Annotated in this window: 13 protein-coding genes; 9 read left to right on the forward strand and 4 right to left on the reverse strand. The window is 48.8% G+C overall.

Features of this window, described 5'->3' with window-relative positions; translation table 11 throughout:
* Positions 1 to 56 precede the first annotated feature (56 nt).
* On the forward strand, positions 57 to 2,504 hold the full coding sequence (locus L0M14_RS06945) for a family 43 glycosylhydrolase (RefSeq protein ID WP_235121454.1): 2,448 nt from the start codon (positions 57 to 59) through the stop codon (positions 2,502 to 2,504).
* Positions 2,505 to 2,521: 17 nt separating this feature from the next.
* Here L0M14_RS06945 and L0M14_RS06950 read toward each other — a convergent pair whose 3' ends face one another.
* A complete protein-coding gene (locus L0M14_RS06950) occupies positions 2,522 to 3,379 on the reverse strand; it encodes a helix-turn-helix transcriptional regulator (RefSeq protein ID WP_235121455.1) in 858 nt (285 codons plus the stop codon).
* A 248-nt stretch (positions 3,380 to 3,627) separates the two neighbouring features.
* On the opposite strand from L0M14_RS06950, the gene L0M14_RS06955 reads away from it, so the two are divergent.
* Positions 3,628 to 4,596, forward strand: coding sequence for an ROK family protein (locus L0M14_RS06955; protein WP_235121456.1), 969 nt, complete (start codon positions 3,628 to 3,630; stop codon positions 4,594 to 4,596).
* A gap of 76 nt (positions 4,597 to 4,672) precedes the next feature.
* On the opposite strand, the gene L0M14_RS06960 is transcribed toward L0M14_RS06955, so the two are convergent.
* The gene (locus tag L0M14_RS06960) at positions 4,673 to 5,551 is read right to left on the reverse strand and encodes a LysR family transcriptional regulator (protein WP_235121457.1); all 879 of its coding nucleotides are present in this window, start codon (positions 5,549 to 5,551) and stop codon (positions 4,673 to 4,675) included.
* 122 nt (positions 5,552 to 5,673) lie between these two features.
* Here L0M14_RS06960 and L0M14_RS06965 point away from each other — a divergent pair, with 122 nt between their 5' ends.
* From L0M14_RS06965 to L0M14_RS06980, 4 genes are all read left to right on the forward strand, one after another.
* On the forward strand, positions 5,674 to 7,050 hold the full coding sequence (locus L0M14_RS06965) for an MFS transporter (RefSeq protein ID WP_235121458.1): 1,377 nt from the start codon (positions 5,674 to 5,676) through the stop codon (positions 7,048 to 7,050).
* 286 nt (positions 7,051 to 7,336) lie between these two features.
* Positions 7,337 to 7,525, forward strand: coding sequence for a hypothetical protein (locus L0M14_RS06970; protein WP_235121459.1), 189 nt, complete (start codon positions 7,337 to 7,339; stop codon positions 7,523 to 7,525).
* A gap of 122 nt (positions 7,526 to 7,647) precedes the next feature.
* A complete protein-coding gene (locus L0M14_RS06975; RefSeq protein ID WP_235121460.1) occupies positions 7,648 to 8,916 on the forward strand; it encodes an RICIN domain-containing protein in 1,269 nt (422 codons plus the stop codon).
* A gap of 193 nt (positions 8,917 to 9,109) precedes the next feature.
* Positions 9,110 to 9,508 (forward strand): DUF1259 domain-containing protein, encoded by a 399-nt coding sequence (locus L0M14_RS06980; protein WP_235121461.1) that lies wholly within the window; start codon positions 9,110 to 9,112, stop codon positions 9,506 to 9,508.
* A 1-nt stretch (position 9,509) separates the two neighbouring features.
* Here L0M14_RS06980 and shc read toward each other — a convergent pair whose 3' ends face one another.
* Both shc and L0M14_RS06990 read right to left on the reverse strand, forming a co-directional pair.
* Positions 9,510 to 11,381, reverse strand: a complete 1,872-nt coding sequence (gene shc, locus L0M14_RS06985) for a squalene--hopene cyclase (RefSeq protein WP_235122840.1) — start codon at positions 11,379 to 11,381, stop codon at positions 9,510 to 9,512.
* Between the two features lie 425 nt (positions 11,382 to 11,806).
* The gene (locus L0M14_RS06990) at positions 11,807 to 12,211 is read right to left on the reverse strand and encodes a hypothetical protein (RefSeq protein ID WP_235121462.1); all 405 of its coding nucleotides are present in this window, start codon (positions 12,209 to 12,211) and stop codon (positions 11,807 to 11,809) included.
* Between the two features lie 180 nt (positions 12,212 to 12,391).
* Here L0M14_RS06990 and L0M14_RS06995 point away from each other — a divergent pair, with 180 nt between their 5' ends.
* From L0M14_RS06995 to rpoD, 3 genes are all read left to right on the forward strand, one after another.
* Positions 12,392 to 13,486: a threonine aldolase family protein gene (locus L0M14_RS06995; protein WP_235121463.1), complete on the forward strand. Its 1,095-nt coding sequence runs from the start codon at positions 12,392 to 12,394 to the stop codon at positions 13,484 to 13,486.
* A gap of 220 nt (positions 13,487 to 13,706) precedes the next feature.
* The gene (locus L0M14_RS07000) at positions 13,707 to 13,931 is read left to right on the forward strand and encodes a hypothetical protein (RefSeq protein ID WP_235121464.1); all 225 of its coding nucleotides are present in this window, start codon (positions 13,707 to 13,709) and stop codon (positions 13,929 to 13,931) included.
* A 22-nt stretch (positions 13,932 to 13,953) separates the two neighbouring features.
* Positions 13,954 to 14,859 carry an RNA polymerase sigma factor RpoD gene (rpoD, locus tag L0M14_RS07005; protein WP_235121465.1) on the forward strand — a complete coding sequence of 302 codons (906 nt, stop codon included), beginning with the start codon at positions 13,954 to 13,956 and terminating at the stop codon, positions 14,857 to 14,859.
* Positions 14,860 to 14,980 lie beyond the last annotated feature (121 nt).

The raw sequence follows: 14,980 nt of genomic DNA on the forward strand, positions 1-14,980 counted from the left end.
ATCGAGGCTGAATCCAGGATTCAGCCTCTTTCTGCGACCAAAGAGGGGAGTGGAGCATGGACATGTGGTCGATTTCAGTAAGATGGACACTAGCGGTTATAGGTTTAAGCTTGCTGGTCCTGCTGCTTTCATCCTGTCAAAAGGAATCTAAACGTGTGGAGATCGAGCAGCTTAAGAACGGGACGCTTTACAGCAATCCGATGGAGCTATCGGAGGAGTGGGAGGATTACGGCATCGGCGATCCTTTCGTTATGCGCTACAACGGTATGTACTACTTGTATTGCAGTACGCAGGATCGTCAAGTCGGGGTGAAGGCATGGAGCTCTCCGGACCTGGTCCATTGGAAGCCGGAAGGCCTTGTTACAGAGGACCCTGTCACACAAGCCGCATATGCGCCGGAAGTCGTGTATTGGAACGGCTACTTCTATATGTACACATCGCCGGGAGGGGGCGGGCACTATGTCCTTCGAAGTGAAAGTCCAACGGGTCCATTCACAGTGCAGACCGGTAATCTGGGCATGTCCATAGATGGATCGGTATTCATTGACGATGACGGGAAATGGTACTTCACACATGCCTCGGACCAGGGGATTGTCGCGAATGAAATGAGCGATCCTTATACGTTCGGGAACAACATTCTTTTACCCGGTGTGTTTCTGCAGCATTGGACGGAAGGCTCGATGATAATGAAGCGTAACGGCAAATACGTGATCACGTATACCGGCAATCATGTGTTTAGTACGGGGTATCGTATTCAGTATTCGGTGTCGGATCAAGGTCCGCATGGACCGTACCGGACTCCTGAGAACAATCCGTTCGTCATCAGCACAGAGGATGAGTTTAACGGATTAGGACACAGCTCTACGGTTATAGGTCCAGATCTCGATTCTTACTATTTGGTTTATCACAATTTGCTTGGTGCTTCTACATCCGGACCGCCGCTGCGCAAGATGAATATCGATCGTTTGCAGTTTAACGGAGACCGAATGTCGCTTCAAGGGCCTACGTTCGGGATGCAGCGGCCGGCAGCGAAAATGCCGGATTATTCTGTAAGAGAGGTTCATCCAGGGGAGACGGAAGGATGGAAGAAAGAGAGGAGTGGAGACCGTCAATTTATCCTCACCGAGCAGGAAACGGAGCCTGTTTTCACAGCAGAATACAATGTGTACACTGCCAAGCAGAGTGAGGCTTCAATCTTTTTTGGAACTGTCTTTTCCTATGAAGGCAGCAAGCAATATTGGGCAGCTCTCATAAATCCGACGGATCAGAGGTTGTCGGTCGTTAGGGTGGAAGATGGACAACGGTCAGAAATGGGCAGTGCTAAGCTGCCTGCTGACACGGACTTCACGAAATTGCACACCGTCCGCATTGAAAACAGAAGCGACTCCTTGCACGTCTTTTGGGACAATATGCACAAGGTCGAAGTGAAAAGAAATGCCGCCGGAGGTCGGATTGGCTATATATCCAGTCCATCGGATGAAGACTCCCTGCACATGCAGTTTACGGCATACAGCAACGATGCAGGAGGGAGCAGTGACACGGAGACCGCCAAGCCGATCCCCGGGGTTATGGAGGCAGTTCATTATTTGAAGGATGATCAGCGGGGGTATTCTCTATCCGGTGTTGGTCATCAGGACGGACTCGTACCCGAACGAAGAGGCATAACAACCGATGACGGCAGTTATGCTGTATCCATTGCGAAAGCGGGGGACTGGCTTCAGTATGATGTACAAGTGAAACGGGACGGCGCTTATGGCATCGATTTTGATGTGCAGCGGTCTGGTATCGATACACGGATCGAGATTCAAGCAGGCGAAAGCAAAGAGCAGTTCACCATAACGAAGTCTACTGCAGATAACGGTAAGTGGGAACATCTGAGGCTTGGCAGCATGCACATGAATGAAGGTTTTGCACATTTGAAAGTTACACTGCTCGACGGTTCGCTGACATACCGGAGCATGAATTTCTATGCTTCCGATGAAGTGTTTGCTCCGATTGAGAATGTACCGAAGTCGATGGTGGGCATGTGGGTTCCCGAGGGCGGCGGATACCAGACTCGGGCTCATGAGTACATCAAGACCTTTACGGGCAGTGAAGATTGGACGGATTACCGTGTGGAGTCGGAGCTTGAATTTCCAACCGATCCTGAGAACGATGCGGGAATATTGTTTAGAACCGTTCATGAGTCCTATTATCCTCATCAGGTCCCGGATGCCTTTACCGGCTATTATGCCCGTGTCAATCAAGACGGTTTGACTTTAGTCAAGGTGAACTACGGTGTAGAAGAAATACTAAAGTCCGTTCCGCTCCAGATTCAGGTGGGCAGGACGTACAATTTGACGGTTGAAGCTAAGGGCAATGCATTCAAGATATATTGGGACGGTCAACCCGAACCGGTTATCGATGATGTGGACCCTAGGGCATATACCCATGGAAAAATAGGACTCTTATCGAATCACTCCGACATTATCTTCCGGCAAGTTCGAGCGGTGGAAGCGAAATAACAGCAATCTACTCGGCATTACTTAGACCTGTACTGCATGCGAAATGCTTTTGGCGTACAGCCTACATGCTTGTTAAAGCAGCGGATGAAATAGGGGAAGGAACCGAACCCTGTTTCATCCGCTATTTTGCTGATCGGGTCATCTGTATGAATGAGCAGCAGCTTGGCCTGTTCCAATCGGTATTTCGTTACATATTCAAGCGGCGTGCAGCCAAAAGCCTCTTTCATGCATAGTGCGATGTAATTGCTGTGAAAATGAAGCTCCTCCGAAAGCTCTTTATAGGAAATCGCTTCTTTATAATGAGTCCGCAGGAAAGCGGCGGATTGCTCGGCTACCCGCAGATGAGGCTGGTTCATGGGTAGTCCATCATCTTCACGGAGATGAAGCAGCAAATCATGAAACAGCTGCTGCTGCTTCCATTGCGATAACGATGACGGCTCACCTTGTAATAGAAGAAGCTGTTTCAACTGGGCGTACACAATCTCTGGGTCTTTAAGATGCCCTGTACGGGTCAAATAGGAAGAAAAGTAAGCGATTCTTTCATACTGCAGCTTCTCGGCTTCCAGTGCAACTGGCTGCGGGTTGTCGGTTTCATACCAAAGTCCGAGCGTTTGAAAGTGCAGCCAATAAAAGTGGGACTGATCCCGGCAGGCTTGCAGCGTGTTATGGGTTTGATCGGGTAGCAATATCAAATAGTGATTCGCCGGTACCGTGTAGGTGACGCCGTTCTCCTCCAGGTACAAGCAGCCCCTTGTGACTAAGAGCAAATCAAAGACACCGATGTTCGAACGGTTCGGATGCTTACCGCCGACAGGATACGTATCTTCGCCGCAGACGATATAATGGGGCATTGGGGGGCAGATGAATTGAAGCATTCGGCAACTCCTCTCGTAGAGAAGGTTACCATATTTTACTTACTTGTGAATAGGCAAAAATAAACTTGCATTTACTCTTATAGCAGGTTTTTTTGATCTGCAGGATGTTGTGATTGGATAATTTTGAGTTGTGATAAGGTATCGGAGTCGTCATGGGAAGCATGGTATATTCTTGCAGGAATACACTCTTTCGATCTAATTCCCATCAACGGGAAGGAGGGAAAGGGTTCCATAAGGAGCTGTTAAAGATGCAACTGTATACCATTGGCCTGGATTTAGGCGGCACGAATATCAAAACTGCCATCTTCGATGAACAATTTCAAATGATGTTAGAGAGAAGTGATCCAACGGAGGCCTCGAAGGGCCCATCTCATGTGATCGCCAAGATGGTGATCATTATTCAAGACATGTTATCACAGCTGAATATCGATCAGTCTTCGATAGCGTGTATGGGTATGGGAATCCCGGGCCTGCTCGATCCTAAGGAAGGAATCTCGATATTTTCCCCCAATTTTCCTGGGTGGGAACAGATTCATGTTGTTGATGAAATGAAGCGAGCATTCCGCTTTCCAGTCTTTATTGATAACGATGTAAGGGTCAATTTGTATGGGGAATGGTTATTTGGCGCTGGGGCAGGGTGTTCCAATATGGTTTTACTTACGCTCGGAACGGGACTCGGATCGGGCATTGTGGTGAATGGCTCTGTCTTATATGGACAAACATCGAGCGCTGGTGAAATCGGCCACATGAATATGTACCGGGAAGGAAGACCTTGCCGTTGTGGAAGCTCGGGGTGTCTGGGCAGGTATGTCTCCGCCGTAGGTATGGTTAGAACCTTTGTTGAGCGGCTTGAGCTGGGCAGGGAAAGTGTCATCCAAGAATGGGTGCGTCAGGACTTTACAAGTATCACAGCAAAAATGATTTCAGAAGCCTACGACCTAGGGGACCCATTGGCTGTTGAGGTCATGCATGAAACAGGCCGATTGCTTGGATTTGGGCTTTCGAACACCATCAATTTACTCAATCCAGAACTGATTGTGATTGGAGGAGGTATGTCTGCCGCCGGTGACCGTCTGCTTTATTCTGTACGTACCACGATAGAACAGCATAGCCTAAAGTTATCCTCACAAGCCTGCCGAGTAGTGACTGCTCAATTAGGAGCAAAGGCAGGCATGGTCGGAGCGGCGGCTTATGCGAGGAAAAGAATGAAGGAGTAGCACTCAAGCAGCACTCGAAGGAGCCTAGCTGGGGAGCAGCATAACGGGTTCCTTCGACAAGCCGAACCAGCATGAACTACTCTGCTAATTGTTCGAAGTATTGCTCCACGACCTCGCGAAACTCTTGAGCAGCGCGTGTCAGATACCGGCTTTTATGCCACGAAAGTGCGATTTCCCGAACCATCTCATGGTCTTTCAGCCGCAGCAAATGAACCTGTTCCCTTGAATCCCTTGACGTGCTTGGAATGAAAGCAATGCCGATTCCCGCCTCGACCAAGGCAACCAGCCTGGCGGGTTCGTCTCCCTCGTATACATAGGTAGGTGCTAACCCAGCGGATTGGCACACTTGATCAGCTAGATCTCGAGCGCCATAGCCTTTCTTGAGTCCGACAAACCATTCATTCTCAAGCTCAGCCAATGCCACGGATTCCTGATCGGCAAGCCGGTGTCCCGTGGGGACCGCGAGCAGGATCGGATCGCGCAGCAGGATGCGGCACTCGATATCCTCTCCGACTATAGGCGGGGAGGACAAGCAAAAATCGGCCTCTCCTCGTTCTAAAAGAGGCAGCATCTCTCGAAGGGCAACCATTTGCACATGGAAATGGACGTTAGGTCGTTTTTTACGAAATACTTGAAGAATTTGCGGGAGCGTACTTGCGGTGGTTACGGCCAACTCGATTGTCCCGCTTTCGGGGCTAATTAAGTCGTGAAGCTCCTGCTTCCCCTGCTCCAATTCAAATAATGCTCTTTCTGTTCGAGCTAAAAACTTGCGGCCAAACTCATTTAATCTCAAGCTTCGCCCAGTCCGATCGAATAAGGGAACCCCTAAATCCTCCTCCAGGCGCTGGATCGTCTTGCTTAGTGACGATTGTGTAACATGCAGGCTGCGTGCAGCGTCGGTCATATGCTCCAGCCGTGCGACCTCCCGAAAGTACTGCAATTGAAGCAGCTCCATGGTTCTCCCAACCTCTCCTAATTCATTCCTTTGAGTCCATGTAATCATAGCATAGAATGCGTTGGAGTGAATGTACAATTTGGAGTACGATGAGGTCAATAAGGTTTAGGGAGGATTCATACATGGAAATTCGGCGCAGATGGCTAATGGCATCAATTGGACTGGGTATGCTGCTCAATCCCTTAAATTCTTCTATGATTTCAGTTGCGATAGCAAGGTTGCAGGAGGTGTACCGGCTTGATTTCGCGGTGACTTCTTGGATGATCTTTGCATTCTACATCTCGAGCTCCATTGCTCAACCCGTTATGGGCAAGGCTGGCGACTTATTCGGACGCAGACGAATTTTTCTGTCAGGTTTGATTGTCGTTTCCGTTTCATCCCTATTAGCGCCATTATCCCCGGGATTCGGGTGGCTCATCGCATTTCGCGTCATACAGTCCATTGGAACAAGTATGATAGGCGCTGTAGGGATGGCTATCATGAGAAATTATGTGACGGAAAATCAAGCCAAGGGACTTGCCGTCTTATCGATTTTCATATCAGGGGCTGCGGCCATCGGTCCATCAGTTGGAGGATTTTTTATTCATTGGTGGGATTGGCCGGCAATCTTTCTCGTCAATATCCCAGTTGCAATTCTAAGCTTTTTCTTTGCATGGCGAGCTATTCCCGCAGATGAGCGGAAGGGAGTCGCTGTCTATAAAAAGTCTCCCAAGATGTGGTTGGCTGACTTGGATGGGTTAGGTATCCTCCTGTTCAGCCTGGGGGTGGTCGGCCTGTTGTTGGGTTTGTTATCGATACATTCATGGCGGTACGACCTTATAGGATTGTTAGGTCTCCTGATCATGGGATTGTTCATTAAGCATGAACTCAAAGCAGGTAGCCCCTTCATCCCAGTAAGAACCTTTGCCCAATATCCCGCAATAAGTTGGATTAATCTCGAATTCATGCTGGTCAACGTGCTGTACTATTCACTCTTCTTCGGATTTCCTTCCTACCTGCAGATGGAGCGTCAACTCAGTGCAATGAACACGGGATTGCTTATGTTAAGCCTAGGTCTATGCACGCTCCTCACTTCTCCACTTGCAGGACGATGGATTGACAAATCCGGTCCGAGACCCGCGCTCATCTTGTCAGCAGCACTTATGGTGCTAGGAGCTGTGTGGATCGTAACGCTGAACAATAATTCGTCATTGATCCGTATAGGCTTGATTTTAGCAGTATTCGGAATCAGCAATGGACTCAACAATGTTGGTATGCAGGCTGCGTTGTTTAGGTCGGCGCCAAAGGAACATGCTGGTGTTGCATCCGGATTGTTTTTAACATCGAGGTACATGGGGACGATATTTGCTTCCTTGCTGCTGGACTTTATTTTTGGGCACACCATTCATTCAAGCGGTCTCCGAGTATTAGGTGTAATTCTAGCGGTTATTGCAAGCTCATTAGTTATCATGATATGGCAAAAGAACACCGAAAAATTTCGGGAAAGCAGCTCTATATAAAGCATAGGCAGCAGCAATGAAGAGTGAATCATGCTCTTCAATGCTGCTGCTTTTTGCAATTCAGCGAAAACGCGGTTTTATTCGAACTTTTTTGGGAGGAGGGGTTATCTTAATGGTTCCTTAATTGTTAGCTAACAATTATTAAATACTTCTAGGATATCCTCAAATACATGGACAGACCCATGCAGACGAAGTGATGAAGCATACAAATACGGGCGTCACGGGACTGCATCATGATGAAGTCAACTGGATTTTGAATACTGCGATGGGTTTGAGGTGATAGGTGATGAGTTCCTTTATGCACATTAACGATGAGAAGCTCCTGGAAGCAGTAGTGAAAGTAATGCGGGACGTCGACGGCTACGAGTATGATTTTCTGCGGATTTTGCTTGATGAAGTAGAGCGAAGAGGGCTGCGGGAACAAATGTATGATTTATTAGAAAACAGGAGGGAGGATGTACCTGAAAAATTGTAACCAAACCTAAAATTTGTTTCCTTATTTTAGTAATTAACGAATGGTAAAATAATGTCAGGAGGTGAATGAAAGCGATTTCAAATAAAAACAACAAATTTACTTAGAAATGGAGGAATTGATGTATGAGCAAGAAAAAATGGTTCGTTGCAACCGTGGCCAGCGCTTTGCTGTGCGGCAGCTTGTTGTTGAATGCGGTCCCTAAGGCGGAGGCTGCTCCTGTGTGGAATTTGGTCTGGAGTGATGAATTTAATGGAGCTGCAGGCTCAGCGCCGGATGGCTCCAAATGGGTGCAGGAAACAGGCGGTAATGGTTGGGGTAACAATGAACTGGAGTACTACACGGATCGCCGGGATAACTCGTATCAAGACGGGAACGGGAACCTTGTCATTAAAGCGAAGAAAGAAAGCTATGGCGGCAGAGACTACACGTCTGCCAGATTAACGACACAAGGTAAGTTCGCACAGACCTACGGCAAAATGGAAGCGCGGATCAAGATTCCTTACGGTCAGGGCCTGTGGCCCGCTTTCTGGATGCTAGGCGATAATATTGGAAGTGTGGGTTGGCCGCAGAGCGGGGAGCTGGATATTATGGAAAATGTCGGCTATGAGCCATCCATGGTACACGGTACAGCACATGGTCCGGGCTACTCGGGCTGCTGCGGAATCGGCAACAGCTATACGCTGCCAGGAGGACAGCAGTTTAAGGATGCTTATCACGTCTTCTCCATCGAATGGGAGCCGAATCAAGTCAGGTGGTATGTGGACGGTCAGCAGTTCCATACATTAAACAAAAGTCAGCTTGGCGCAGGGCAGACCTGGGTATATGATCACCCATTCTTCCTTCTGCTGAATGTTGCGGTTGGCGGCAATTGGCCGGGTAATCCTGATGGAAGCACTGTCTTCCCGCAGACGATGAACGTGGACTATGTTCGGGTGTATCAACAAGCCAATTCAGGCGTTGCCTCCGGAACCGTCTATAAACTGACGAATTCAGGAAGCGGCAAGGCTCTGGATGTAGCAAGTGCGGGGACAGCAGACGGAACGAAGGTTCAAATCTGGACTCCTAATGGAACAGCTGCACAACAGTGGAGAGCAGTGAGCAATTCAGATGGCACCTATAAGCTCATTAATACGGGAAGCGGTAAAGCTCTCGATGTTGCAAGCGCGGGCACGGCTGACGGAACGAAGGTTCAGATCTGGACCGATAACGGGACAGCCGCCCAGAAGTGGACGATTACTGCAAATGCCGACGGGACTTACAAGCTGATCAATGCAGGAAGCGGTAAGGCGCTTGATGTAACTAGCTCAGGAACGGCTGACGGCACGAGCGTACAAATTTGGACAGATAACGGCACATCGGCACAAAAATGGCAGCTGACCGCTGTTCAGTAATTCGATAGCATCAGAATCGTGGTTACGCTTCGTCCCTGATTGGGGCAGCGTAACCATGTTTTTGTTTCGCTTCGTGCCAAGTCTGAACAATCCATGTAGATATGTCGATGAATCATGCTTTCGTTTATCTCTACATACATTTAGTGTTAGTTTTGTAATTTGGCATGCAGGAAACAGAACAGGAGGGGCTGCTGTGGAAACACTTCAAAGTCTGTGCAGTTCATTCGGTGATTTGATTGGAGGCAAGGCGCAGTACCAAGACGGAGTGTGCGCTGTCACGAAAACAAGGGACTTACACGTTAGTATACTGGGACGGCCCAGCAGATCCCATCATACGATAGCGCTAAACTGTTCCTTTGAGCAGCTGGACCATCAAGGTGTCGCCTTGATTCTCGGGGAGATTGCGCTCCTTCAAGAAGAGGTGAATCCGTTCATTTATGCACTTCAGCATCAAGGGATATGGATTAGCGCCCTGCATAATCATTGGATCATGTCGTCTCCCATGCTGATGTATCTGCACTTCAGCTCGCTCGACCATCCGCTGTCCTTTGCGGCAAAGCTTGCAGAAGCCTGCAAGGCGCTTAAACAGTGAATCATGTATCCGAAATCGAACATTGCTGATATTTCCTTCTATAGTGATTGAGTGCCATCAGCGGCCAGATGTACCTGTAGCTGTGATAATGGGTATAAAAGCTGCCGGGAAGAGCGGCGCCAGTCGGATAAATAGTTGTCCAGTCATCCTGATGCATATGCAGCAGGATCCGCCGCATGCCCCTGTCGATTGGGGCCGATGGTAAGGAGTAAACGGCAATCAGCGCATCAAGGGCCCAGGCTGTCTGGGAAGGTGTGCTTGCATGGAGCGGCACGTAGTGTCTGTCACGGTCACTGGTGCAGGATTCTCCCCAGCCTCCGTCTTCATTCTGGATCTGGAGCAGCCACCGTACAGCCTTCCTTACCGAAGGATGCTCGGGATCGAATTTAACCGCCATGAGACCTGTTAAAGCAGCCCAAGTACCGTATAGATAACAAATGCCCCAGCGACCGTACCATGACCCGTCAGGCTGTTGATTGTCCAGCAGCCATTGAACACCTCTGCGAACCGTTGCGTGCCTCATGTCGAGACCGGCTGAGGTTCCGAGGAATTCTAGCGTCCTGCCGGTGAGATCGGCGGAGGAGGGATCGATAGCTGCAGATTTGGCGCCGTCGATGGGGAAGAGCGTGAGCCACGTATTCGTAACTCCCTTCTCGAAAGCAGGCCAGCCTCCATCTTTGTTTTGCATTCGTAAAATCCAATTGAGGCCGCGGTTCCAAGGATCCAGGAGGTTCGGGTTCTCTTTTGCCGATAACCGGATCGTACGAAGTGCTGCCGTAGTATCGTCAACGTCCGGGTTGAGCGTGTTGGACTCGGAGAATCCCCAGCCTCCTGCCGGCGTATGCGGGACATGGGTACTCCAGTCGGCCTGTTTGTCATGCTGCATGGAGAGCAGATACTGAATAGATCTGGCGACCGACTCCTGGTTCTGCCCGGCGCCCGCTTGCTGCAAAGCAGTGGAAATTAACGCCGTGTCCCAAATCGTGGACGGAGAATTTTGCAAATGCAGTCCACTTTTCATCGGCCAAAGCATGGTAATGAGGCCATCTACAGCAGCGGCGATGACAGGATGACGCTTGTCGTAGCCTAGCGACAGCAGCGACAAAATCATGAGAAGCGTACTGCTTGCGTAGCTGTACAGTGTACCGTCTGATTCAATGCGGTCAAGCATATACTGCTCGGCGTATTTCAAAGCTCTTTCGTGAAGTAGTGAAGGGATCGCCGCGAGTTTCTTGATCCCACTATGAATCTCGTCCATGATGGTTTGGAACCCACGCTTTTCGTCGGAGCTCATCATAGGGATTTGTGCGTTTGCGTCAGCATCGGAGTAGCTTTGTACGTCTAACTCTGAGAGATCAGGGGCTGTGCTCGCGTTTGATACGAATTTACGATCCGCCATGATCAGAATCGGTGCAAAGTGAACACGTGCGAATCCCGAGAAATCATAGAAACTAAGCGGAGCGCTTGAGGGCAAAAGCAGAAATTCCAAAGGAATCATAAGTGAAGCTGGCCACGGGTACTGCCCTGTCGCTGCCAGAAATACCTTGGTCAAAACCGTACGGACCTGCCGGATACCGCCTTTGGAACGGATGAACGCTGCTGCTTTCTGCATGGACGCGTCCGTCCGTTTGCTGTATCCCGAATACAGCATGGCATAATAAGCATCCACCGTCGTATCGAGATTGCCATCCTCCTCATCCGGATAGACCTTCCAAGCGCCGCTAAGCTCCTGTCTTTCTGCAATACGGTCATGCAGCTTTTTAATCAAGGCTTCATAGGGCAGCTCCAACACACGGAGAACGATGATCATATAGGCATCAATCAGAATGCCGCTTTCAAAGCAGAAGCGCCAAGTGCCGTCCTTTTGCTGCATCCGCTGCAAGTCCTCGGATAGACGCTGTATTTCCTCGTTTACTTGGTTCCAAGTTGACAACTGCCTTCCACCTGCCGATCCCCTGCATAGGTTGGTTTCGTTTGGTTTCATTTCTACATCATATGTAGACCGTTAGGCTGTGATTCGCCCACTTGGTACGGCTCGTCAGAGAAGTATACATAGCTATGCAGGAAATGGATAATGAGGTATTCTTTCTGGACGGAAGTGCTGATTAATCAGACAGCTTGGTTATTCAGGCGTTTCGACGGTTTACGTTATATATCTGAGAACTCTGAAAAGGTATGAAGGCAGACGAATAATTCCATTCGTACTGCCTTTTTTAGAATTTATTAATTGGGGGCTCCCCGAAAAGTCCCGGAACCCGCTTAGAGGCTAAGGCTTCACTTTGTGGGGATTACTTTGGATCATGCAAGCACGGTCCCGCTAAATGCGACCGGGCCGACGATAGTTGCGCCGGTAAGAAGCCCGTTTGCCACTTCTGCGGTGATCCGGTAAGCGTGACTGCCTATAGGAGGAGTCAAATCCACGGTGTTAAAAGAGATATTCGATTGTTCCAGCACAGCCAGTGTAGATGAGGTGATCGTAAAAATCGGTTGGGTATCCCGAATGATCTGGAAGACCACATCGGGAAGTCCAAGCGTTGCGGCATAGCCGATTACGGCATTTAGCTGGACTTTGGAGTTGGCAACGGTTGTCAGCCCGAACTCCGCCAAAATAATGCTCCCTGGCGCTGCGGGAACCGGCCTGTTGATTGAACCGGACGACGCAGATGGGATACTTTGAGAAGCATCGATAATTTGCAATGACATAGGAACACTTCCTTTCAAAAGATTTGTCAAAGCTAGCAGATGTGATCTTCTAGTGACTTTACTAGAATATGTAAATGTTTGCTAGATTGTATGTGCATGTACCTGAGTACTGGAGAATGTGTGATATAATGGTCGAATGGCAAGGTATTTGCGCTAACAATGGAAGGAGCAGCATAGAGAATGGCAGCCAATTATCGTATACTTGAGGCATTTAACCGCACAAGGTATCAGCTTACCGGACATGGCAAGAGAAATGTGCAGGTTCTGAAAGAGGCATTTGAGCTTCTAGAGGGAAGCTTGGACAGTGATATATATGGAAATGGGAATATCATAGAGGATTTTCAAAATCGCTTGGCTGAGATATTGGGAAAAGAATCAGCCGTATTTTTTCCAAGCGGCACGATGGCGCAGCAAATTGCATTACGTATTTGGTCGGACAGAAAGGTACTGCATAAGGTTGCTTACCATCCGCTCAGTCATTTGGAAATCCATGAGAAAGACGGATTGAAGGAGCTTCATCATATCCAGCCGATTCTCATCGCGGATAAGGACAGACCTGTTGTTCTCGATGATGTGCTGAATCTAAAAGAGGACATCTCCTGCCTGCTGCTGGAGCTTCCGCAAAGAGAGATAGGCGGGCAGCTGCCCGCCTATGAGGATCTTGAAGCAATCTCGGCTTATTGCCGCGGCAAAGGGATCAAGCTGCACCTGGACGGAGCTCGATTGTTGGAGGTGTGTCCTTACTATGAGAAGTCCCCTGCGGAAATTTGCCGGCTTTTTGACAGTGTGTACATCTCCTTCTACAAAGGTATCGGCGCGATAGCGGGAGCAATCCTTGCCGGCGAGACGAGCTTTACGGAGGAGTCCAAGGTCTGGAAGCGGCGTCATGGAGGAGATTTAATCAGCCTATATCCTTACATCGTGAGCGCTGACTATTATATGGATTTGAGATTGCCGAGAATGAAGCAGTATTATGAGGACGCGAAGGAGCTTGCGCAGCTGTACAATCAGTGTGAGGCGGTCACAACCAGACCTCCGGTGCCTGTATCCAATATGTTTCATGTTCATGTCCGGCTGCCCAGAGATAAGATGGAGGCCATCCTGGTTGGTATTTACGAAGCTACGGATATCGGATTCACCTCGCATCTGCGGGTGGTTGACGAGGAATCCTGTTATTTCGAAGTGAGCATTGGCGATCAGTACGGGTGCATTCCATCTGACCAAATTGCTCATGCTTTTCAGCAACTCCGTAAGGAGATCGCAGCTTGTCAATAGGAAGGACACAAATAAAAGAGATCCCTTGCTGTCGCTAGACAGTCGAGGGATCTCTTTGTATAACAGAAAAAAAGCTGCGATTGCAGCTTTTTTAAAAATAGTATTGCGTGATAAGCACTTTGTATGTTAAAATATGCAAATGATTCATATGTATAGTAATAATAAAATAATACCACAATTTACGGCGAATGTCAACTGAAAGATAAAGGGGGTCGCTTCCATGGAGGCTGGTTTTGAAATTACATGTATCCGCTGCGGATGTAAACAACTTATTGTTCCTGGTGTCCGAGAATTTCGAAATGAACCTATTACGTTTGGTACGGACAATTATGGGGCGGATCACGTTGCTTGCGAATGCGGAAATGCTATCGAGGAAATGAGCAGATTCGAAGAGAATCATATCGAACGTGAATTTATCGTGGAGTGGCGCGATATTTCCAAGTAAGCCAGAGAGATGAGGTGTAGGAATGGATACGTACTCTTCGGAGCAAGCTCAAGAGCAAGAACAAGAATGGATATCAGATATAACCTTACCGGCTGGTATTAAGGTAGATGATCCTGTTCGACTTTACTTAAAAGAAATCGGCAGGGTGCCGCTATTGTCGGGAGAAGAAGAAATCTTATTGGCGCAGCGGATCGAGCAAGGAGACGAAGAAGCGAGGAAGAGGCTGACGGAGGCGAACCTTCGCCTTGTTGTAAGCATTGCGAGGCGTTATGCCGGACGGGGAATGCTGTTCCTGGACCTGATTCAGGAAGGCAATATGGGACTGATGAAAGCCGTTGAGAAGTTTGATTACAGTAAGGGATACAAATTTAGTACGTATGCTACGTGGTGGATTCGACAGGCGATAACCAGAGCGATTGCTGACCAAGCAAGAACCATACGAGTACCCGTTCACATGGTCGAAACAGTGAACAAACTGCTGCGCATCTCCCGGCAGCTGCTGCAGGATCTGGGAAGAGAGCCATTGCCCGAGGAAATTGCCCAGAGCATGGAGATAACCGTGGATAAAGTTCGGGAGATTATGAAAATTTCACAGGAACCGGTCTCGCTGCATACCCCGATCGGTGATGAGCATGATTCCATGCTAGGTGATTTCATCGAAGACCAGGAAGTGATTTCACCACCGGATGCTGCTAACTTCGAGATGCTGAAGCAGGAACTGGATCAGGTACTCGATACATTGACAGAACGCGAAGAAAGTGTGCTTCGACTTCGGTTTGGCGTCGATGATGGACAGCCAAGGACGCTAGAAGAAGTGGGCAAACATTTTGGAGTGACGCGCGAACGGATTCGTCAGATCGAAGCCAAGGCGCTCCGCAAGCTGCGCCATCCGACTCGAAGCAAGAGATTAAAGGATTTTATGGATTGATTTCATATTGTATATAGAGCTTAGAAGACATACTGCTTTCGCAGGGAGATTCTCCTTGTAATGGCGGTATGTCTTTATTTTTCGGGCTTTTCGCAAAGAAATCCAAGCTCGCAAGAATGTG

This window comes from Paenibacillus hexagrammi (assembly GCF_021513275.1).
Classification (GTDB): domain Bacteria; phylum Bacillota; class Bacilli; order Paenibacillales; family NBRC-103111; genus Paenibacillus_E; species Paenibacillus_E hexagrammi.

Coding starts and splice junctions, on each gene's coding strand:
- L0M14_RS06945 (WP_235121454.1), top strand. CDS start 57: ATGGACATGTGGTCGATTTCAGTAAGATGGACACTAGCGGTTATAGGT.
- L0M14_RS06950 (WP_235121455.1), bottom strand. CDS start 3,379: ATGCTTCAATTCATCTGCCCCCCAATGCCCCATTATATCGTCTGCGGC.
- L0M14_RS06955 (WP_235121456.1), top strand. CDS start 3,628: ATGCAACTGTATACCATTGGCCTGGATTTAGGCGGCACGAATATCAAA.
- L0M14_RS06960 (WP_235121457.1), bottom strand. CDS start 5,551: ATGGAGCTGCTTCAATTGCAGTACTTTCGGGAGGTCGCACGGCTGGAG.
- L0M14_RS06965 (WP_235121458.1), top strand. CDS start 5,674: ATGGAAATTCGGCGCAGATGGCTAATGGCATCAATTGGACTGGGTATG.
- L0M14_RS06970 (WP_235121459.1), top strand. CDS start 7,337: ATGAGTTCCTTTATGCACATTAACGATGAGAAGCTCCTGGAAGCAGTA.
- L0M14_RS06975 (WP_235121460.1), top strand. CDS start 7,648: ATGAGCAAGAAAAAATGGTTCGTTGCAACCGTGGCCAGCGCTTTGCTG.
- shc (WP_235122840.1), bottom strand. CDS start 11,381: ATGCAGCAAAAGGACGGCACTTGGCGCTTCTGCTTTGAAAGCGGCATT.
- L0M14_RS06990 (WP_235121462.1), bottom strand. CDS start 12,211: ATGTCATTGCAAATTATCGATGCTTCTCAAAGTATCCCATCTGCGTCG.
- L0M14_RS06995 (WP_235121463.1), top strand. CDS start 12,392: ATGGCAGCCAATTATCGTATACTTGAGGCATTTAACCGCACAAGGTAT.
- L0M14_RS07000 (WP_235121464.1), top strand. CDS start 13,707: ATGGAGGCTGGTTTTGAAATTACATGTATCCGCTGCGGATGTAAACAA.
- rpoD (WP_235121465.1), top strand. CDS start 13,954: ATGGATACGTACTCTTCGGAGCAAGCTCAAGAGCAAGAACAAGAATGG.